The 21,195-nt window shown below is 39.6% G+C and carries 14 protein-coding genes; 5 read left to right on the top strand and 9 right to left on the bottom strand.

The genetic code is table 11. From position 1 onward, the window contains the following. Window position 1: 1 nt before the first annotated feature. Both AC0L7Q_RS17960 and AC0L7Q_RS17955 read right to left on the bottom strand, forming a co-directional pair. Window positions 2-478, bottom strand: coding sequence for a hypothetical protein (locus tag AC0L7Q_RS17960; RefSeq protein ID WP_409426087.1), 477 nt, complete (start codon window positions 476-478; stop codon window positions 2-4). A 544-nt stretch (window positions 479-1,022) separates the two neighbouring features. Next, the gene (locus AC0L7Q_RS17955; protein ID WP_409426086.1) at window positions 1,023-1,499 is read right to left on the bottom strand and encodes a hypothetical protein; all 477 of its coding nucleotides are present in this window, start codon (window positions 1,497-1,499) and stop codon (window positions 1,023-1,025) included. 537 nt (window positions 1,500-2,036) lie between these two features. Here AC0L7Q_RS17955 and AC0L7Q_RS17950 point away from each other — a divergent pair. Together AC0L7Q_RS17950 and AC0L7Q_RS17945 are read left to right on the top strand one after the other, a co-directional pair. Then, complete coding sequence (locus AC0L7Q_RS17950) at window positions 2,037-5,189, top strand: DEAD/DEAH box helicase (protein ID WP_409426085.1); 3,153 nt, start codon at window positions 2,037-2,039, stop codon at window positions 5,187-5,189. A gap of 22 nt (window positions 5,190-5,211) precedes the next feature. Next, a complete protein-coding gene (locus AC0L7Q_RS17945) occupies window positions 5,212-6,648 on the top strand; it encodes a competence protein CoiA family protein (protein WP_409426084.1) in 1,437 nt (478 codons plus the stop codon). 237 nt (window positions 6,649-6,885) lie between these two features. On the opposite strand, the gene AC0L7Q_RS17940 is transcribed toward AC0L7Q_RS17945, so the two are convergent. The 5 genes from AC0L7Q_RS17940 to AC0L7Q_RS17920 form a co-directional block, all read right to left on the bottom strand. After that, window positions 6,886-7,395, bottom strand: a complete 510-nt coding sequence (locus tag AC0L7Q_RS17940; protein ID WP_409426083.1) for a hypothetical protein — start codon at window positions 7,393-7,395, stop codon at window positions 6,886-6,888. Continuing rightward, window positions 7,395-8,444: a hypothetical protein gene (locus AC0L7Q_RS17935; RefSeq protein ID WP_409426082.1), complete on the bottom strand. Its 1,050-nt coding sequence runs from the start codon at window positions 8,442-8,444 to the stop codon at window positions 7,395-7,397. The genes AC0L7Q_RS17940 and AC0L7Q_RS17935 overlap by 1 nt, the downstream gene beginning before the upstream one ends. Window positions 8,445-8,924: 480 nt before the next feature. Continuing rightward, complete coding sequence (locus AC0L7Q_RS17930; RefSeq protein WP_413403576.1) at window positions 8,925-10,412, bottom strand: S24 family peptidase; 1,488 nt, start codon at window positions 10,410-10,412, stop codon at window positions 8,925-8,927. Between the two features lie 35 nt (window positions 10,413-10,447). Then, window positions 10,448-12,667: a deaminase gene (locus AC0L7Q_RS17925; RefSeq protein WP_409426081.1), complete on the bottom strand. Its 2,220-nt coding sequence runs from the start codon at window positions 12,665-12,667 to the stop codon at window positions 10,448-10,450. Window positions 12,668-12,700: 33 nt separating this feature from the next. After that, window positions 12,701-13,288, bottom strand: a complete 588-nt coding sequence (locus AC0L7Q_RS17920; protein WP_413403452.1) for a class I SAM-dependent methyltransferase — start codon at window positions 13,286-13,288, stop codon at window positions 12,701-12,703. A gap of 451 nt (window positions 13,289-13,739) precedes the next feature. On the opposite strand from AC0L7Q_RS17920, the gene AC0L7Q_RS17915 reads away from it, so the two are divergent. Beyond that, entirely contained in the window at window positions 13,740-14,474 is a 735-nt protein-coding gene (locus AC0L7Q_RS17915; RefSeq protein ID WP_409426079.1) for a substrate-binding periplasmic protein, read from the top strand. 143 nt (window positions 14,475-14,617) lie between these two features. Beyond that, window positions 14,618-16,219 (top strand): ABC-F family ATPase, encoded by a 1,602-nt coding sequence (locus AC0L7Q_RS17910; protein WP_413403449.1) that lies wholly within the window; start codon window positions 14,618-14,620, stop codon window positions 16,217-16,219. A gap of 952 nt (window positions 16,220-17,171) precedes the next feature. Here the strand turns inward: AC0L7Q_RS17910 and katG are convergent. Continuing rightward, window positions 17,172-19,352 carry a catalase/peroxidase HPI gene (gene katG / locus AC0L7Q_RS17905; RefSeq protein WP_413403447.1) on the bottom strand — a complete coding sequence of 727 codons (2,181 nt, stop codon included), beginning with the start codon at window positions 19,350-19,352 and terminating at the stop codon, window positions 17,172-17,174. Between the two features lie 636 nt (window positions 19,353-19,988). Here katG and AC0L7Q_RS17900 point away from each other — a divergent pair. Then, window positions 19,989-20,870, top strand: a complete 882-nt coding sequence (locus AC0L7Q_RS17900; RefSeq protein ID WP_138606994.1) for a tetratricopeptide repeat protein — start codon at window positions 19,989-19,991, stop codon at window positions 20,868-20,870. Here AC0L7Q_RS17900 and AC0L7Q_RS17895 read toward each other — a convergent pair. Continuing rightward, complete coding sequence (locus AC0L7Q_RS17895) at window positions 20,867-21,187, bottom strand: hypothetical protein (RefSeq protein ID WP_008112665.1); 321 nt, start codon at window positions 21,185-21,187, stop codon at window positions 20,867-20,869. The two genes, AC0L7Q_RS17900 and AC0L7Q_RS17895, sit on opposite strands and share 4 nt — an antisense overlap. Window positions 21,188-21,195: the final 8 nt, after the last annotated feature.

Below are 21,195 nucleotides of genomic sequence, written 5' to 3'. Positions count from 1 at the left end.
TTTATCGTCGCTTATTCCACTGGGCTTCAAATAAGCGCTTTTGTTCACCACGGTATTCACTGCACCACACGAAATCGGATGATTGCATTCCTTTTGAACGGCAACGCTTTGGTAAAGTATAAAATTCAGACCACGCAGCCAGCTTTTCAGGATCGCTATAGCTGTCACTATGCAATTTCATATTAGGCACCCGCGAGTGCAGTAATGCATTATTACTTGAGCTGTAAGCCGAAGAGCGTTGATGTGTTCGATTGGTTTGTTTGGGTTTATCACAATGCTTTGCAAGTTCTTCAAATAAAGATTTGAACCGTGCTTTTAACCGCTCACCTTCTTTTACCTTATAGCCTTGACGCAACCGTGAACGTATTGTTTCACGTTCTTTTACAATACTATCGCAATGTTCTTGCGAGTATTGCTCGTATGCTTGCGGGAGAGAAGTAAATAGGCAAAGTAGTATTAATAAAATCCATTTAATCATTATTTATCCCTAAATTGAGTGCTGTGTTCCTTTGAGCGCCTAGGCTGAATATAGAGGATTGAATCTAAAATAGAAACAGATAGTTTAAGCGAATTGTTAAATCATGTCTGAACGGGTGTTTGTATCCAGTTTTAATTTTTAATTGCAAATTTGAGTAGAAGTCGCGTTGGCGACGGCAACCAAGGGGCGGATACCGCCGACCGCCCCTTGGAACCCCACGGCGCCCCGAGCATTTTGCACTTTCCTCAAAGTCTAAATTGATATGAACGTAACCGCCGTGTATTCGCCATCCATGGCGAAGTCACGGCTTTAATTGCATCCATGCAATTAATTACTCATCAATTGAGTCTTTTCGGGCAACATGACGGGTAAATGTAATCCCTTTAATTATTAATTCGCACATTATTCCTACTTAAAACTAGAATATTAGCTTTAGGCACAACCTTTAGTTCCATCGAAAGACTTAACAAGTAAACAGACTCATTAGATGTCGCGATTAAAAAACCTTTGTGTACTTCTGTCTTAGTTTTTAAGGAATAACAACCTAATTGCCCACTACCATCATCACAAATTCCTTTTTGTTTAAATGCGGCAATCTTTTTTTCGCTATATCTGTAGCACTCTCATACACATGTAATGAGCCTAGAGAAAATGATAATAAAACGATTATAATTATTACAGTGAGGACATAAGACATCCTAGCAAAACCAAAAAATAATCCTCCCCGTTTTTCGACTCGTTTAATATAAATTTGCCCGAACCTCTTTTTTATAGTGATATTCGATAAGTTACTTAAACGTTTATTATTTATTTTAAGGCGTTTTATTAGTCTTCTAAGAGTAAAATAATTAATTATAAGGGGATGAATAACAGCAAAAATACATAATGAAAGAGTCAGCCCCATCAACCAGATCAAAGCAGAAGAAAGAACAGTAAACATATCAACCCAGAGCTGTTGAGCTTGAATAGCATTTCTTTGAATTGTTTCGTACGTTATTCCGAATGTTGAGAGGTAACCCAATTGAAATATCCAAAACGCTATTTGTAATGGAACAACGACCAGTAAACTAAGTAAAAATAAATTACTTAATAAGAACTTTGTGATTGGTAGTAATACTCCCGTATTTTTTTAAAGTCGTTTAGCATCTCCGTTGCAGCTTCTGATAAGTTCACTCTTTACTCCCTTAAATTAATTTTTCCTATATTTTAATCATATCTATGTTTCTAAAGTAATACACGTCTTAAATGTCGCGTTGGCGACGACAACCAAGGGGCGGATACCGCCGACCGCCCCTTGGAACCCCACGGCGCCCCGAGGATCAAACTAATTCCTCAATTTAAATTAATGATATGTACGTAACCAGCGTAGATAGGCCATCCGTGGCCAAATTACGCTTTTTAACAGCATCCATGCTGTAAATTACTCACCATTAATTCAATTTCGGGTGTGATCACGGGGGAATTTTCTTGGCGGCGGCCTTTAACTCAATAATGAGTTAATGCTTGTTTACATTGCATTTTCTAGTAAACTAAATGCTCGCAAACAGGGAGCGATTTAATGCAACAAATTGGTATTTACGAGCAGTTAATTACACAAGTAATTGAGCAGAACTTAAATCGTGACCAGTTTTATGTGGGCGAACGCCAACTAGAATCGGCTGAGGCGGCTACGTGGCTTTCGCGCTTTTTAGGGAAGCTGGTTGAACATGCCATCGATGCAATCCCTAGTTCAAACGAGCGTTTGCAGGAACAAATAAACCTCGCAAACAGCCTTGTGCTTTGGCTTAAAGATCATATTCGCGATGATGAACTCATCAATGAAAACCTTATCGACAGCCAAGGCCGTATTCTTACTGCATTGTTTAATACCCAAAACCCTATTGCGGCAAATCTTAAAGACTACTCTCACGATATTTTTCCGCTAACAGGGCTTACACAAAGCGAGTTATTTAGCGGTGCGAATGCGGGTATATCGCTCGAAACCGAGCTAAAACGCGAGATAAAATCGTCCGACACTATTTACTGGCTTGTCTCATTTATAAAATGGACGGGGTTACGTATTTTTAAAAATGAGCTTGAAGCGTTTACCAAAAGCGGCAATAAGCTCAAAGTTATTACCACCTCGTACATGGGCGCAACGGATGCTAAAGCGGTGGAGTTTTTAGCAAACCTACCAAACACTGAGGTAAAACTTAGTTACAACAACCAGCAAGAGCGCTTACACGCAAAGTCATACTTGTTTATGCGTAATACGGGTTTTCATACTGGTTATATTGGCTCGTCTAATTTATCGCATTCGGCGCTTACCAGCGGCCTTGAGTGGAACTTAAAAATTACCGCGCAAGAAATTCCGCACATCATAGCTAAAACTAAAAGCACTTTTGAGACCTACTGGCAATCGCCAGATTTCGAGTTGTTTACTGGCAAGGTTGAATGTAAAGAAAAGCTCATAAATTCACTTAACGAGCAACGTGGTGTTGGCCAAGCAAGCAGCCAGTTTTATTTTGATATAACACCAAAAACCCATCAGCTCGCTATTTTAGAAAAACTAAGCGTTGAGCGCAGCGTACATAATCGCTTTAAAAACTTAGTGGTTGCTGCAACGGGAACTGGTAAAACCATTATATCTGCGTTCGACTTTAAAACCGTTTACGATAAAAACCCAAACGCCCACTTTTTGTTTGTAGCCCACCGTGAAGAAATACTCAAACAAGCGCAAAGCGCTTACCGTGGCGTGCTTAAAAACAACGATTTTGGTGAGCTGTGGGTAGGTAATTATAAGCCACAACGCTATAACCAATTATTTGCGTCAATCCAAACATTAAACAGCCAAATTGAATCGCTTAATTTAACTCCTGACTATTACGATTACATAGTTATAGATGAAGTACATCACGTAAGCGCTGCAAGTTACCGCGCTATATTAAACCACTTTACACCGACTGTATTACTTGGCTTAACCGCCACACCAGAGCGACAAGATGGTGCCAATATACTCGATGATTTTTGCGGCGTAATAGCCGCTGAAATCCGCTTGCCAGAGGCAATCAATCAGCGCCATTTATGCCCGTTTCAATATTTTGGACTAGATGACGACACCGACCTAAGCCAAATAACTTGGCGAGGCGGCCGTTACGATATAAGCGAGCTAAGTAACCTTTATACAGGGGAGAACAGCCGCGCTAACAAAATTATATCCAGCCTTGCTGATATAGTTACCAATGTTCACGATATAAAAGCCTTGGCGTTTTGCGTAAGCCAAAAACACGCTGAATTTATGGCGTCTAAGTTTAACTTAGCAGGCATAAGCGCCGATGTGCTAACCAGTAAAAACAGTAATGAGCGCGCAACCAAACAACAAGCACTGCGACAAGGTGAAATACAAATATTGTGTGTGGTTGATATTTTTAACGAAGGGATCGATATTCCTGAGGTCGATACACTTTTATTTTTACGCCCAACGGAAAGTTTAACACTGTTTTTACAGCAACTCGGCCGTGGTCTGCGCCTGCCCGACAACAGCCAAAAGCAATGCTGTACCGTACTCGACTTTGTAGGCAACGCCCGCCCAGAATACGACTTTGCCAGTAAATTCCGCGCACTCATTGGTAAAAGTAACCAGCCAATAAAAACCGAAATTGAAAACAACTTCCCGCATTTACCACTGGGTTGTCGTATAGAACTACAAAAGCGAACGCAACAAACAATATTAAAAAATATACAGCAAGCCATAAACACTAAACGCCGTTTACAACAGCTTATAAATAGCTACTCGCAACACACCAATGACACGCTCACGCTAAGTAGCTTTTTACGCATAAACCCGCAAGTTACGCTTGAAGATATATACAAACCAAAAGATAAAAAACTCGGCGGCTGGCACTGGCTAAAAGGCGATGAAATACCAACACAGCAAGCCGATATTTACGCCGCGTATTACCGCGCAATCAACACCCAATTACTCGGCTGCGACTCGCTCAGTTACTTATGCTTTTTACGTGATTTATGTAACAACGACTTTAGCTTTACCCCAACGCCACAAAATCAACAGTACGCGCTTATGGCGCATTACAACTTTTGGGATAGCACTGGCACAAGTTTAGGATTTAAGACCCTTAAGCAGAGCTTACAGGCACTAAAACACAAAGAGTTACAACAGGAACTTGCCCAAGTAATTACGCTGTTAATAAACCGCATTCACCAGCAAGAAAGCGATTTAACGTGCCTACCTAATCACGCAATAAAATTACACAGCCGCTACACGCGTCAACAAATACTCGCCGCTTTTGGGGCGCACTCGTTTGATAAAAAATCGACCGCTCGCGAAGGTGTTTTAGAATTTAAAAACCAAAACTTAGAGTTATTATTTGTCACACTTAATAAGTGTGAAAAAAGCTACTCGCCCACCACGCTGTATCACGACTACGCAATCAGCCCTACCCTGTTCCATTGGCAAACGCAAAACAGCGCCCGCCCAGAACACGGCCGCGGCCTTAGCTATATTGAACATCAAAAAACAGGCAAAACCATCCTGTTATTTGTGCGCGAACAAGGAAAAGACGAAAACGGCCGAACCATGGGGTTTGTAAACTACGGCGAAGTTAAATACCAAAGCCACAACGGCAGCCAGCCGATGAATATAACGTGGGAATTAACCAACCCCATGCCAAGTGAAATGTGGCATGAGGCTGGAAAATTGGCGGTTGGGTGATAATTTAAAATAAGGATGTTTAATGAGCCATAACTATAAAATGACGAGGGCATACAATGAGCAAAACTGGATCACGAGTATTGATGATGTTCAAAGAGGCCTGAAATGTAATTGTACTTGCGTTGATTGCGGATCACAGTTAATTGCCAAAAAAGGAGCTGTACAAGCAAACCATTTCGCCCATGCTCCAGATGATCAAAAAGCAAAACACTGTAAATGGAGCTACGAAACAGAGCTTCACTTGTTAGCCAAAGAAGTACTCAACAACAATAAAAAACTAACAATACCAATTGGTAACTTTGATCCTTATAACTTTACACTTATTTTTGATAATGTTGATATTGAAACTCCCATTGATAATTCAAAACGAATTCCTGACGTGATTGGTTATTCAAAGGGTGAGCAAATTCTAATTGAAATAGCAGTATCACATTTCTGCGGGACTGAGAAAACTAGTGAATATAGAAGGTTAAATAAAAACGCTATCGAGTTCGACTTTAGTAATTTCGTTCCTACCTCTGAGGTAATAACATTAGAAGAAGTAAGTGACTTATTTGAAAACTCAAATGCAAAATGGCTGAGTATTGCTCCTGCTGGATTTATAGGTGAGCTATGTCATGCACATGAACGTCAATCAATTAAAGATTTAATGTTTGAAAGAAGGGAGTTTTTAAATAAATACGAACAAGAAAAGACAAGTTTAAATGCAGCCGTAACGTTTCTCAAAGAGCAATTACGAGATTTATCATATACCAAAAATAATCTTGAGGTGATTGTAAAAAACGACGAAGAAAAAATTCGTAATGCGTACAGAGTTGAATATAAAGCACTTGTGAAAAATATTAAATATGCTTCACAAAATCTATCTCAAATCAATGAAAACATAAGTCAGAGGTCAAATATAAAAAGTAGAATTGATGAGTATGAGGCTACGCTAAGAAACGAGCTGAATCTTAAAAACCAAGACTTAATAAGTAAGAAGAAAAAACTACTAGAAGATATTAATCAATTAAACAGTGTTAAAAGTTTTACTATTAAAGAAAATAAAGAAAATAAAGAAAATGCTATTAAGGCATTTCAAAAAGAAAAAAAGTTTTTAGTTGAACAATTTAATAAAAGCCTAGAGAGTGAAGTCAGTGAACTTTCTTTTAGGAAGTTAAAATTAGAATCCGAAATAATGCAGTTATATGAAAATAGAGATGCAGTTCAAAAATCAGTGAATGAGAAACAGTTGCTACTAGAATCAATCACAGTACAAAAATACGAAATCGAGAGTGAAAGAGAGCGATTAGAATTACTAGGAAAAAGTATCATAAAACAAAATCGGCTTTACCTAAATGCAGCAAAAAATATTGAAAGAATTACGCCCGATTTGAAAGAGTTAACACGCAAAGCCGGTATTCCTTGGCCATTCACACATGATTTAGTTGATGAGCTGAGCAAAGAAATCAAGCCATAGAAAATAGTACCGTAAAAATAAAATTATTACTAAGAAAAGCAATGAGCTAGTGATAACTGTTTGGCCACAGTTTTAGAATCTTGGTATCTAAACTCTGCTTCTTTTGGGGCTAAACCAGCATTATAATGATGTGGTCTAACGTTGTTGTAATATCCGTTGATATATAGCTATAAATACAAAAGCCCTCATGCAGATAAGAATGAAGGCTCTTAAGGTGTAATATAACAATATACTTTTCTATTTAGATAACTTTTCATTAACTTCATTCATATTAGTTTTTGTGTATAAATCATGTAAGAAGTTAATATTAGTTGCGATAACAAAGTAAAAAACTATTAGTTGTAATAATGAAGCACACCCTATTACAGAAAGAGCAAAGTTCTTTATTAACAATGCATTAGAAGCATAAAAGGGAGTTTTCACCAAAAACAAATAAGATAAATGAAACAGTAATGCAACCCCAATAATCAAAATGCAAAAACAGAGAACAATTAACATTCTTCTTATTCTAGCAACATCTTCAGACTTCAAAATGTCTTCAATACTAGGTCTTACTATCTTCACAATCGCATTTGGGTATACATATGCGATCCAAAGTCCCAATATTGTAAAAACCACACCAGAAGATGCTGTAAGATAATTCACTAACTCTTTCATTGAATCATAGCTATATGAAATATTGAGTTTTACAACTGAATAAAAAATAATAAAATATATACAAATACTACTCAGTATTAAGTAACGCATTATGCCGCCTTTTCTTGTGCCTTCGCAACAGTAGCTATCAAATCATCTCGTTTACTTAGAATTTTTATCATAAGCTGTTCAGCTGTAAGCACAGGTAAATTTTCACGCTTATAATCCAAAGCTATATACTCCCTAGCAGAAAACTCATTTAGCCAGATAATTCTATCAGAATCATCAACTCGAACACCAATATTCTCCCAGCTTCCAAAGTTTGACTGCTCGTAAATATGTAATAACTCTTTTAACTCTTGCAATGTTGGTTGTATTTCAGAAACAGTTTCAACCTTTCGATTATCTTTAGTTTTTGGGGCAGAAATCAAAGGTAATCCATTAGTCATTTTTGACCATAAATCACGACCTTGACTACCAGTAGCAGAAATATAATCTCTTTTAACAAGGTGTGTAATTCTTTTACGTAATGCCTCTAATCTATCTTCATTCATTTTCTGTTTAAACGTACTTGCATGAAACTTAAAATGTAAACCTTTGCCGTGTTCATTGCTAAAAGTAACTTTTTTGTAACTAAGTCCATCTTTCTCCTCCATCGAAACGTGACGCCCCTTGCACTCCATAAAATGTTCAACATAAGATCTAAAATACCTCTTTACTAAATTTGTATCAGCTACAGAATTTGCTAGTTTTATAGATGCGAATACATTAAGGGTAGGAATAAACCAGTAGTACATAGGCTCACCAAATACAACATCTTTAGATGACTTTTCTACTGTCTTTATGTAATTTTGATTAGGCGAAGCTGTTATATCAATTCCATTAACGGATCCACCATGCGAACCTATTGTTTTCCATAACACTAACACCACATCTCCTGTATTATGATCATAAGTTGAATTTAAACAGAATAGTGATTTGTTTGTAGTCCTCTTTTTTCCATCAAAAGGGCATGTATCCTCATATGAGGTACAGCCTTCTACCCAATCATGAAAGTTTGCGACCATCTCATGAAAATTACTATACTCTGGTATTTCTTTTCCTTTTTCATAAAATCCGAAATCATCAAGCTTAAAAAATGATATTGTGCCCTTAACCATTGAAAGTCCTTATTTAATAATCTAACTTTTGTTTAGTGAGTTCTCACAACTATGAAATTATGAGGTAACCCAGCTATAACTTCTAATATAAATCTACCAACATACTCTAACTCCCCGTGATCACACCCGAAAGTTATAAATTGATGAGTAATCACTTGCATGGATGCAAGTTAAGCCATGACTTCGCCATGGACGGCGAATACACGGCGCTTACGTTCACATCAATTTTTAACTTGAGGACACAGTGTGATCCTCGGGCGCGCCGTGGGATTCCAAAGGGCGGTCGGCGACAGCCGCCCTTTGGTTGCCATCGCCAACGCGATAAAACCTCGAATAGAGGTTATTAATCCCTTCATAATCCCTAATATTATCAGTCACATTGACGCGCTAAAGCACGACCTACAATTTAAGCGCGAGGTAAACTCCCGCCTACGCCACGACCTACAAACTTAAAAGCTGCGCTCTGCGCGCGACTACAAATTACTCTGCAACCACTTGTTTAAACCGTGCGAACGTTCGCATGCTTTCATCAGCAACCATTACCTCGTAATCTGGGTTTTGAGCAATTAGCTCATATTGCCCATTAGGTAATTTATTAACCTTACGCAGTAAATACTGCCCTTCCCCGCCTATATCATCTCGCTCTATCGCCACTATTTGGCCGCGTAGCGATCCCGCTTTATCGGACGTTATAAGTTCAAGTAGCAGTAAATCACCATCAAGTATTGGGTGTTTACCACCATTCATAGAGTTACCCGATGCGCGTGCTAAAAAATGCACTTGCGGGTCTAGCTTGCCCGCGCCAATTGGCGCGTTCATCAATTCCATATCGCTTTCATCCCCTGTTTTGAAATGCCCACAGGCAATTTTTATATTGGGGAAATACGGCAGCTTTAATGCGTTATTAATTGATTTTAAGCTAACTTCGGGCTTAGCAACTTGATCTAACTCAGGTTGTTTTGTTTGCGGGAAAGTCACTATGTCCGCAGTTGGTTTTGCCTGTTCAAAATGGTCTTTATTTCCAAGCCATAATTTTGCGTTGTTAGCTTGTGCCACCTGATACGCCCAATTGCTTACTGCGAGAGATTTATCTGCATCGCAGTGAAAATATGCACTTAGTTCGTTGCTAATAATTTGGCTGTTAACAACCAAATTTTGCTTTTGCCAGCGTTCGCGGTGCTGTTGCGCGGCTAAAAAGTCACGTTTATTGTTATTACATGTGCGGTGCGCTGCCACAAAATTATGGCCTAAGTCGTTAGCGTAGCGGGCAAATGGTATAAAGTGATCAACCTCAACATCGCTTTTCATTGGCTTTTGACAATAAAAACAATTGTTAGATTGCAGCTCTACCAAAACAGGTTTAGCTTTGATAAGTGCATTACGGTCAAAGCCAAATAAAAAGTCATGTAGTTGGCTTTGCGGGCCAATAAGTGCTTGGTTGTGTTTTATGCTTTGAATTTTTTGCAGCCATGCATTTTTAGCCAAATAAGTTACTAGATCGTAAAAGCGCCTAAAACAACTGGCAATGCCTGCATTTAAAGTAATGTATTTGGAACTTTTAGTGTGCGGATATAAAAAGCATTCTTCTTGCTTGGCAAGTATTTGTAAGCGCCAAAGCGGGCCGCTTTTTAATGTTGCCATAGCAGCATTAAAAGTCGACTTGTAAAAACCACTTTGCTTTAGCTGGCGTAAGTTACGAATATTGTTTTGTTGGCATTCAAACAATACGCTAATAACTTTTGATTGCGCACCGGTGTTTTGCAAAAGTAAGGCACTTTCATCTGTATGCTCTGACGAAAACGGCATAGCATGATGCCAATACAAAGTAATGAGTTTGTCAGCAAGCGTTGGCAGCTCTATGACCAATTCACTTTGCTCTGACTGAAGTGGCTGTTCAACACATACATCAGCCAAAGCATGCAGCAATGCAAATTTGTAGGTTGCACTAAAATCGCCCTCAACGAGCATGCGCTGAATATAGGCAATAAAGTCGAGTTGCAGCCTCAAACTATCACCTTAATGTTTTTAGCTTGCGGTTTACCATCAACACTAGTGCATGACTCAAACGAAACTTCAATACCAACTTTTAGCTTATCTTTAGAGCACGTTGAAACCTGCTCAAATCTAAAATAATAATCAATAGGTTGATTACTTTTAATGTGGCCAAAGTTCTTACCTTCATTTAAAAACTTAATAGTGGAAGTTTTAACTTTTGAATCACTATAGGTACTGACTTTTTCGTCTATTTCTTGCTCTGGTATTTTTAAAATTTTATCTGCAAAAGTTACGCTTTCACCTTTTAGTGGAACAAAGCTAACAAGCTCATTATCTTTGGGTATATAATTTTTATCTTCAATATTTTGCTCGTTGAAAGGAAAGTCCTTACCTGTTTCAGAAACTATATATCCATATGAATTTTTCTGATTCCAAAACTTAATTCTAGAGGTTTGTCGGTTTTCATTTCTCAGCTTATATTTTGTATGGAAGGACTTGAGTACATTATCTCGTATTTCACTAAAGCTCTGCTTTAACTTTTCTTCTAACTGCCTCATAAACTCGTTTTCAAAAAATTCGTTATGAGATGAAGTAATAGGTATACGTGGTACTGAAATTGCCCCTCTGTCTAGTTGAATAGCTTGAGAGCCACTCTTTCGCTTTATTTTCCTACCACTCCCCATGTTCATAGAGAATAAATCTACATAGCGACTTGGTCCCACTCCTGAGTAAGGCTCAAATACAAGCTTTAGCTTATTTTTAATAACATTATCGTTGACAATTGCCGATGATTTATTGGAAGTTTCATTGCGCTTAACATTAATATCTAAATAGGCTTCAGTAATATTATTAATTGCTTCCTGTTTGTTTTCCTCATCCAAAGCGATTGTGAGTTTTTCTGGATCAAAGATTGAATCATCATGAGAGTCCGCAGCCCTACTTTTTGGATAAGGTTCTATATATTGAACCTTATCTATTCCTGCTGCTACTAAGTGTTTTGCACAATTGTGACATGGGTATGTAGTGCAGAACATATGCATGCCTTTCACTCCAGTACCATTTCTAGCAGCGCTCATTAATGCCGACATTTCAGCATGCACTACTCGGCCATACTCAGTAATATCTTTTAAAGTTGATTTTTGGAGTATTAACTCTGCTTCAGCTCTGTTACTTTCAGAAATTAGAGCTTTATCGACAAATAATTGTATTAATTCATCTGTTAACTTATCTTTAACTACTGCATTAGTATCATAGCCTATAACATAGTCCCTTTGGTCAACAGATTGTTTTAATTTGGCTTCATCCTCTGCTGTATTAGCAATATATAAATTGTCTGCCCAATATTGTCCGCCGCCAGACTTAGGGACTTCATTGGCACCTAAAGCTATAACATCATTAAGCTCATTAACTATAGCACTACCAACTTGACGAGAAAGGTCACCAGATCTTAAAGCACTAGTATAGGCAAGGAACATACTATGTTCGGACTGGGTTGGAGTAACAATAGGCGCGCCAAAAATCAAATCAACATAGCGCTCAATAGATTGGCTTAATAATTCATCCAATCCTTGAATATTACATTTAAAACTTTCTGAATTTAGGTTGATAAAAAAATCAGAGAGAAGATAGGTTTTACCTAAATCATTCGAAACATCAATACATTTACCATCGATTTCAATAGTCTCTTTAAGCTGACTATAGTCATCATAAATATACTTAGCTGCTTGTGTTAAGGCTTCACTATCTGAATAACCTTCAAGTTTAAACTGTTCTTTTTTCAAATTAACCCGGTCTAATAAAGGCCCTGTAATCCCTATAGTAAACAATGAGTCTTTGTAAACTGCTTTTAACGCATTAAGCTCTTTTGGGTGCGTAACATTATCAATTATATAAACCGTATACTTTTCATTATCATTTCTGAGCTCCTGCACTCTTTTAATTATAAGTGAGCTAATTAAATCATGTGGTTCATACAGTTTCGGGGCATCTTCATTTACTTCATTTAGGACTAGTTCTCTGAGACCGGATAAATACCTGCTCTCTATATCAACTCTATTTTGAATGTTTAAGCTCTGTTCAACTTGTGAAGTTGAGTTGATGTCTAGTAGGTTAACTCTTTTTATTTTATAACCATAATTACCCACCGAGGCTTCCAGTTTTTGGATAATTTTTTCTACGCTTATTCCTCTTGGTGCGACTAGGGCGATGAATATTTCATAATTGGTCATTTTAGTTCCTTTAATTATTATTAATATATTTGATTACAGATCAATCAACGCATTTAGCCACACTTCACTTTCGCGCTCTGGTCGTTGGTCAACCGTTTGCCATTGCTTTATTATTTTAAGCTCAGTGTGATGCGTAATTAGCGCGGTTAGGCCATCTTCATTTAAATCGGTAAATTCACGGCCATTATGCACGCGTTCTTGCGTGCCATATTTAAACGACACATACAAAACACCGTTTGGCTTTAGGGCATTTTGCAGCTTTAAAAACACCTGTGGCAACTCTACTTTTGGCACGTGCAATAAGCTGGCACAACACCAAATGCCATCGTACATATTGGTACAATTAAACTGCTGAAAGGTTTTAACCTCTACGGCTTGTTGTAAGTAATTACTGGCTAACTTTGCAATGTTTTCGCTTGCATCAAACGCGCTAACAGTAAAACCTTGCTGTTTAAAATACATGGCATCGCGGGCACTGCCACAGCCTGCATCTAAAATATGACCGTGTTTAGGGATAAGCGGTAAAAATTCAGCGTAAAGCGCCGACATATCAACATTAAGCGTTGAGTCGCTAAAAGCTTGTGCATGTTGATTGTAGTAATTGAGTGTTTTAGTGGGCACTAAATTCACCGCTCCTTGGTTTATTTATTAATCTGGCATTCATTTATAACTAATCTACAGGATCATAATTAATAAATACAGAGATAAGAGCAACATTACGCCCTAAGTAGTATGTTTTCATTACAAAAAAGCATTGTTTAACTGTACTAAACTCATGCTGTTTACACTTTTACCCAATTTTTCTACACCATTGAAAGTATTAAAGTTATATAAAACATGGCTGTTATTTACCCTGCAGTATAACGGCTTGAATAAACGCTTATTCAAGCCGTTATAAGCTTACCAAGCGTTTAAAAGTTAGTGTCGCCCCCTCAAGTCCCAGCTCTGTTTTTACTGAGCTACCTACGAACTAGTCATTTATTGCTGCACTGCGCGCCCTATATTTATTACAAACGGGATAAATCTGCCAGCTAGTGTATACTTAGCTGTAGTCATTTTTTAGAGTAATGAAATGCTAAAAATCGCTTTTGTAGTATTACTAGTAATTGGTAGTTTTAACGTATTAGCCTGTGCCAAAACACTTAAAGTAGGTACTAATGAACGCAACTGGCCGCCTTATGTGGTGGCAGTTAATAACAATTTAACAGGCGTTGAAATTGATGTGGTAAATACGATTTTTAACAGCTCACCTTTTTGTTTAAAGTTTATGTTGCTGCCTACTTCTGCTCGTGCTTTTGAAGAGTTAAAAGAAGGCCGTATTGATATTGTTTTTGCAGCCAGCATAACCCCTGATAGACAAAGTTATGCCTATTTTAGCGATACTTATCGCGATGAAATAATGCGCCTTTATAAATATAGCGACTCTCCTGATATAAATAACCTAAGCGATATTTTTTATAGAGATTTAACGCTCGCTATTGGCCGTGGTGGTTATTATGGCGCTGCATTTGCGCAATTTAAACAAGACCACCCCGCTCACGTTATTATGATGCCCACAGCCGATAAGCGCTTTGCTATGCTCAATAAAAACAGGGTAGATTACGCAATCGAAGACGAAGTAGCTGCACAATATTTTATAAACCAACATCCAAGCGTTGAGCCTGTTCCTAATATGGCGGCCATTAATAAGAGTTCGATTCATTTAATGTTGAGTAAAAAGTCTATTAACCAAGCAGAGTTACAAGCTATAAATGAGTTAATTAAGCAAAATAAAAGCAACATACACGCTATTTATCAGCTGTTATAGCTTTTAAGCTTTATTCTTTTACCTTTCATCTTTGGGCGTGGATCTGTATAATTCGCGGCCTATTATTTACTCTATCGCTTGTTTATTTATGCGGCACCTTGCTGCAGCTTAACCCTGCCATTAATTTTCTAGGATTACTTTTTTTGATCTCCACCGCAAATATTACGATGCAGTTTGGCGCAGAGCCGTTGTTTGAAAACATTTCAGCTAAATTTGGTAACGGTAACCGTTACGGTTTAATTGGCGCAAACGGCTGCGGCAAGTCGACATTTATGAAAATTTTAAGCGGTGCGCTTACGCCTAGTGCGGGTAATGTGTCTATTACGCCGGGGCTAAAGTTAGGTAACCTAAGCCAAGATCAGTTTGCGTTTGAACAATACAGTGTAGTTGATGCGGTAATTATGGGCGACGTTGAGCTTTGGAAAGTAAAACAAGAACGCGACCGTATTTACTCGTTGCCTGAAATGAGCGAAGAAGACGGCATGAAAGTGGCAGAGCTTGAAAGCATCTTTGCTGAAATGGACGGTTACACCGCAGAAAGCCGCGCAGAAGAAATACTACTTGATGCGGGTATCGATAAAGAATTTCATTATGGTTTAATGGCAAACGTAGCCCCTGGTTGGAAATTGCGTGTGCTGTTAGCACAGGCACTATTTGCTAACCCTGACATTTTGCTACTAGATGAGCCAACCAATAACTTAGATATTCATACTATTACGTGGCTTGCGAATGAGCTTAACCAACGTAAATGTACCATGATCATTATTTCCCATGACCGTCACTTTTTAAACTCGGTATGTACGCACATGGCCGATATTGATTACGGCGAGCTGCGTATTTACCCAGGTAACTACGAAAAGTACCTTGAAGCCTCTGGCTTGCAACGCGAACAGTTATTAGCTGAAAACGCGAAAAAAAGCGCTGAAATAGACGAGCTGCAAGACTTTGTTAACCGTTTTGGTGCTAACGCTTCTAAAGCGAAACAAGCCAGCTCGCGCGCTAAAAAAATGGACAAAATTAAACTTGATGAAGTTAAAGCATCGAGTCGAATGACTCCGTCGTTAAGCTTTGACGAGGGCAAAAAAATGTATCGCCAAGCGCTTGAGCTAACCAAACTTGGCCATGGGTTTGACGGTGAAACGTTATTTACCGGCGGCGACTTATTGCTAGAAGCGGGTGCAAAGCTTGCGGTAATTGGCGAAAACGGTGTAGGTAAAACCACTTTTTTACGCTGTTTAGTTAACGAGCTTGAAAGTTTACACGGTGAAGTTAAATGGTCAGAAAACGCGACCTTTGGTTACTGCCCACAAGACAGCAGCAAAGACTTTGATAACGATTTAACGTTATTTGATTGGATGTCGCAGTGGCGCACCGCTAAGCACAACGATTTAATGGTTCGTGGCATGTTAGGGCGTTTATTATTTACTGCTGACGACTCAAATAAGAAAGCCCGTAACTGTTCTGGTGGTGAGAAAAACCGTTTGTTATTCGGTAAGTTAATGATGCAAGACGTTAATGTACTGATAATGGATGAACCAACAAACCACATGGATATGGAAGCCATTGAAGCACTTAACAATGCGCTAAAAGATTTTAAAGGCACGCTTATTTTTGTAAGCCACGACCGTGAGTTTGTATCGTCACTAGCAACCCGTATTGTTGATATTAAAGACAAGCAAGTGATTGACTTTCAAGGTACCTTTGACGAATACCTAGCAAGCTGCGAAGAAAATAAAGTAGCTTAAGAGCTAGGTTAAAGGTTAAAGGTTAAAGGTTAAAGGTTAAAGAAATAGCCTAAACCATTTAAAAGCGGTGCTTATTTAAGCGCCGTTTTTTTGTGTCTGTATTTCGGGGTTCGGGGTTCGGGGTTCGGGGTTCGGGGTTCGGGGTTCGGGGTTCGGGGTTCGGGGTTCGGGGTTCGGGGTTCGGGGTTCGGGGTTCGGGGTTCGGGGTTCGGGGTTCGGGGTTCGGGGTTCGGGGTTCGGGGTTCGGGGTTCGGGGTTCGGGGTTCGGGGTTCGGGGTTCGGGGTTCGGGGTTCGGGGTTCGGGGTTCGGGGTTCGGGGTTCGGGGTTCGGGGTTCGGGGTTCGGGGTTCGGGGTTCGGGGTTCGGGGTTCGGGGTTCGGGGTTCGGGGTTCGGGGTTCGGGGTTCGGGGTTCGGGGTTCGGGGTTCGGGGTTCGGGGTTCGGGGTTCGCCAAAATTATGCTTGGTATTAATTAAAACGCAATTAGTAATTTATTTATAAAAAAGCAAAGAAAGGCTGTGTTTTTTTGCTCATTTGTACTCGCTCTTTGCTCTTTGTGCAAATAGATTTTAAGTGATTTATTCACCACAGAGATTATGAGACGCTGCGCTCTTAGAGGAGAAAAGCAACAAACAGGGTGTAGCAGCTATTGTATAGGCATTTGCATTTTACCCGCGCCTCGCAGCCCGCAGCTCGAAGCCCGTTGTCTTCTCATTTACTCTCATTCGCTTCTCTGTGTTCAAATAGCTTTTAATTAATTATGCACAAGGAGGGCTATGAGGCGCTGCGCTGAAAGAGTAGGTTAAAGGATAAAGGTTTCAGGTTTTAGCACTAGCTCGCGCCTCGCAGCCCGTTGCCCGTTGCTCGTTGCCCGTTACCCGAAGCTCGTAACCTTTAACCTTTAAGTAATAAAAAAGGAGCATTGCTGCTCCTTTTTTAAATATTACTCAGATTTATTTAATATCAAACCTATCGGCGTTCATTACTTTTACCCATGCGTTTATAAAGTCATGTACAAAACGGGTTTTGTTGTCGTCTTGCGCATAAAACTCTGCCAATGCACGGAGGATTGAGTTTGAACCAAACACTAAATCAACCCGCGTTGCCGTGTATTTAGTTTTACCGCTTGCACGGTCAACTATGTTGTACTCGCCTTTAGCTGCAGGTTCCCAGCGGTTGTTCATGTCGGTTAAATTAACAAAGAAATCGTTACTCAGTACGCCTACCTTATCAGTAAAAACGCCATGGTCACTATTGCCATAGTTAGTGCCCAGTACGCGCATACCACCAAGTAACACGCTCATTTCTGGTGCGGTTAAGCCCATTAATTGGCTGCGCTCCAGTAATAGCTCCTCGGCGGATACAGCGTAGTCTTTTTTCAACCAGTTTCTAAAGCCATCATGAATTGGCTCTAATGGCTCGAATGACACTGCGTCGGTCATATCATCAGTTGCATCGCCACGCCCTGGGGAAAATGGTACGGTTACATCAACCCCGGCCTTTTTAGCGGCTTGCTCTACTGCAGCGGTGCCGCCAAGTACAATTAAATCAGCCATACTAACAGGCTTAGTTAAGCTCGCTTGCAGTGTTTCAAGTGCGCTAAGTACCTTGGCTAAACGCGCAGGTTCGTTACCTTGCCAGTTATTTTGCGGAGCTAGGCGAATACGGGCGCCATTAGCACCACCACGGTGATCGGAGCCTCTATAAGTACGTGCACTGTCCCATGCGGTATTAATTAAGTCGGTTTCACTTAATCCACAATTAAGTAGCTTCGCTTTTAAGTCGGTTATTTCAGCGTCGCTTAGGGTGTAATCAACCGTTGGAATTGGATCTTGCCAGATTAAATCTTCGCTTGGTACATCGGCACCTAAATAGCGCGATTTTGGCCCTAAATCACGGTGGGTTAACTTAAACCATGCGCGAGCAAATACGTCAGTAAAGTACTCAAAATCGTCATTAAAACGCTCAATAATTTTACGATATGCGGGATCGAGCTTCATTGCCATGTCGGCATCGGTCATTATTGGGTTTAAACGAATTGATGAGTCTTCCACATCAACGGGTTTATCTTCTTCTTTAATATTAACCGGCTCCCACTGATGAGCACCGGCAGGGCTTTTTGTTAGCTCCCATTCGTAATTGAGTAGCAATTTACAATAGCCGTTATCCCATTTAGTTGGGTAGGTTGTCCATGCGCCCTCAATACCTGAGGTCATGGTATCGCGGCCAATGCCACGGGTTTTATGGTTATTCCAACCAAGGCCTTGCTCATGTACGTCGGCAGCTTCTGGCTCTGGGCCTAAGTTTTCTTCTTTACCATTACCGTGAGTTTTACCAACAGTGTGGCCACCAACGGTGAGTGCTGCGGTTTCTTCGTCGTTCATGGCCATGCGGGCAAAGGTTTCGCGGACTTGATCTGCGGTTTTAAGTGGATCGGGCTTGCCATTAACCCCTTCTGGGTTTACATAAATTAAGCCCATTTGTACTGCTGCTAATGGGTTTTCCATGGTATCGGGTTTATCAACCTGGGTATAACGCTCATCACTAGGCGCAAGCCATTCTTTTTCTGCGCCCCAGTAAACGTCTTTTTCTGGGTGCCAAATATCTTCTCGTCCGCCAGCAAAGCCAAAGGTTTTAAGTCCCATTGATTCATACGCCATATTACCGGCTAAAATCATCAGATCAGCCCATGAAAGCTTATTGCCGTATTTCTTTTTAATTGGCCACAGCAAACGGCGAGCTTTGTCGAGGTTAGCATTATCAGGCCATGAGTTAAGTGGAGCAAAACGTTGATTACCCGTACCGCCACCGCCTCGGCCATCCGCTAAACGGTATGAGCCCGCAACATGCCATGCCATACGGATCATCAGGCCACCATAGTGCCCCCAATCAGCTGGCCACCACGGTTGGCTTTGGGTCATTAAGTTTTTTAGGTCGGTTTTAAGCGCCTCTAAATCCAATGAGTTAAAAGCGTCGGCATAATTAAAGTCGTTATCGTAAGGGCTGGTTTTACTATCGTGCTGATGAAGAATGTCTAAATTCAGTGAGTTTGGCCACCAATCTGTATTGGTGTTTTCAGTTGTGGTATTACTGCCATGCATAACTGGGCATTTACCCGCTTTATGATTATCCATATTGAGCTCCTTTTTAAGTATAAATAAAAACGCCCATGCTTACCGCTTTTGGTATTCACCAATTGGGAGCGCTGTTATTTTTTTGCCATTATATTAATGACGTGTACGGTCTCTGCTTATTCAATATACGTGTAGACGCTTTGATACGCTAGCGCAAGGCGATGCTTTAAAACGATTACAATCATTTATAAATATGATGATGCTGCCAGCAAATGAATATTAAAACTTTTTATAAATTAGATGATCGTTATTAAAAATAGCCACGTAATGTATGCTGAAGGGTTTGAAAGTGACTTAGGTTATCTTAAGTGCACAGTGGAATACCCCCTTCGCCATGAAATTATAGTTATAAAAGGTGTATAAATTATTTATGCACCTTTATTTCTTCCCTATTTTTAACTATTTGAATTTAGTTAAGTAAAAATTCAGGTAGTGACACATACACTAGGCCCTATCTCCTATTGTTCCCTGAGATGTTGATGTAGTTTTTTCCAGCCCACCTTGGGCTGGTTTTTTTTGCCTATAATTACTCCCACCCAAGTTAATGCCAGCTTCCCTATACTCACCCTAGTACCAATGATGTGCGCATGTTAAAGTTAGCGAAGCGATTAATTAATTTTTTAACTAGGCATATCAATGCGTTTTTATTTTTTACTATTTATTGTTTTTATAGGTGCTTCATCTGCAGTGCAAGCTGCTGATAAAAACACCGCGACCTTGGATGAGCAACAGCAACGTGAATTAGCGCAGCTAAAAGAGCCAATGTATAAGCCATTACTTGAGCGTTATATTCTCGACGAATTAAAGTCGGTACGCCAAGATCAACAAAAACTGCGTGAAGACTTAACCAAACAGGTCACTCATGCTCAGTTAGATACCGCTGATAGGGCGCTAACTTACACAACCGACACGATTAACAATGTATTTTTTATTATCACCGCCACCGCTTCTATTTTAGTATTGGTAGGCTGGAATTCACTACGTGATGTAAAAAATAAAGTAGAAGATATAGTAAATACACGAGTTAGTGTTATTACTGACGAGTACGAAGACCGCTTGAAAATTTTAGAAGAAAAACTGCGAGTTCGCTCTGAAGAAATACTCAGTAACCAAGAACGTATATCGATCACCAACGAAGTTCATTCGTTATGGATGCGAGCCAACTTAGAAAGTGATATTGCCAATAAAATTGAAATATTCGATGAAATTTTAAAACGTAAACCAGAAGATGTAGAAGCCATAGCCTATAAAGCGGATGCGTTATTAGAGCTAAATGAGACTGAGCAAGCTATTGAGCTTTGTAATCAAGCTATTGATATAGATAGTGATTATGGTTATGCCTACTGGCAAAGAGCCTGTGCATATGCTTTAACCCATGAACATGCAGATGCCCTAGCTGATATAAAAATGTCGCTTGAGTACTCGCCTAACTTGCGAAACGAGCTACTTCACGAAAGTGCTTTTGCCAGCCTACATGATAACGAAAGCTTTAATGCTATTGTTTCAAATGAAGCCTAGCGTTTAAAGTATAAATCTATTGATTTAGAGAGCAGCTCGTCGAGCTGCTCTTCAAAATCTTCTATATCAATTTCAAAATGATTTAAGTACGCTTTAGCCTGCACCTGAGATAAATTGCGGTTTTTAACGCTATATTGGCGCTCATCTTTTTGCTTGTCGTATCGGGGTAAAAATAATAACTGCGCATAATAAGGCGATTTAATGTGCTTGTTCGCAAAGCGACAAAAATCTTCAATGTGGTCTACGCCATCAGGGCCTAAACAGCCTGGCTCTACTCGATACATTACGCGAATTTTTTTCTCGTCACTTAGCTGCATAATTAATA

The organism is Pseudoalteromonas sp. KJ63-1, from assembly GCF_055808145.1.
Note: the sequence above shows the minus strand (reverse complement) of the source record. Positions and strands in the feature narration are given on the sequence as shown.

Excerpts from the sequence above, each read along its gene's own strand:
- AC0L7Q_RS17930 (WP_413403576.1), bottom strand. The coding sequence starts at position 10,412 with ATGCTCGTTGAGGGCGATTTTAGTGCAACCTACAAATTTGCATTGCTG.
- AC0L7Q_RS17935 (WP_409426082.1), bottom strand. The coding sequence starts at position 8,444 with ATGGTTAAGGGCACAATATCATTTTTTAAGCTTGATGATTTCGGATTT.
- AC0L7Q_RS17960 (WP_409426087.1), bottom strand. The coding sequence starts at position 478 with ATGATTAAATGGATTTTATTAATACTACTTTGCCTATTTACTTCTCTC.
- katG (WP_413403447.1), bottom strand. The coding sequence starts at position 19,352 with ATGGATAATCATAAAGCGGGTAAATGCCCAGTTATGCATGGCAGTAAT.
- AC0L7Q_RS17915 (WP_409426079.1), top strand. The coding sequence starts at position 13,740 with ATGCTAAAAATCGCTTTTGTAGTATTACTAGTAATTGGTAGTTTTAAC.
- AC0L7Q_RS17945 (WP_409426084.1), top strand. The coding sequence starts at position 5,212 with ATGAGCCATAACTATAAAATGACGAGGGCATACAATGAGCAAAACTGG.
- AC0L7Q_RS17950 (WP_409426085.1), top strand. The coding sequence starts at position 2,037 with ATGCAACAAATTGGTATTTACGAGCAGTTAATTACACAAGTAATTGAG.
- AC0L7Q_RS17895 (WP_008112665.1), bottom strand. The coding sequence starts at position 21,187 with ATGCAGCTAAGTGACGAGAAAAAAATTCGCGTAATGTATCGAGTAGAG.
- AC0L7Q_RS17940 (WP_409426083.1), bottom strand. The coding sequence starts at position 7,395 with ATGCGTTACTTAATACTGAGTAGTATTTGTATATATTTTATTATTTTT.
- AC0L7Q_RS17900 (WP_138606994.1), top strand. The coding sequence starts at position 19,989 with ATGCGTTTTTATTTTTTACTATTTATTGTTTTTATAGGTGCTTCATCT.
- AC0L7Q_RS17925 (WP_409426081.1), bottom strand. The coding sequence starts at position 12,667 with ATGACCAATTATGAAATATTCATCGCCCTAGTCGCACCAAGAGGAATA.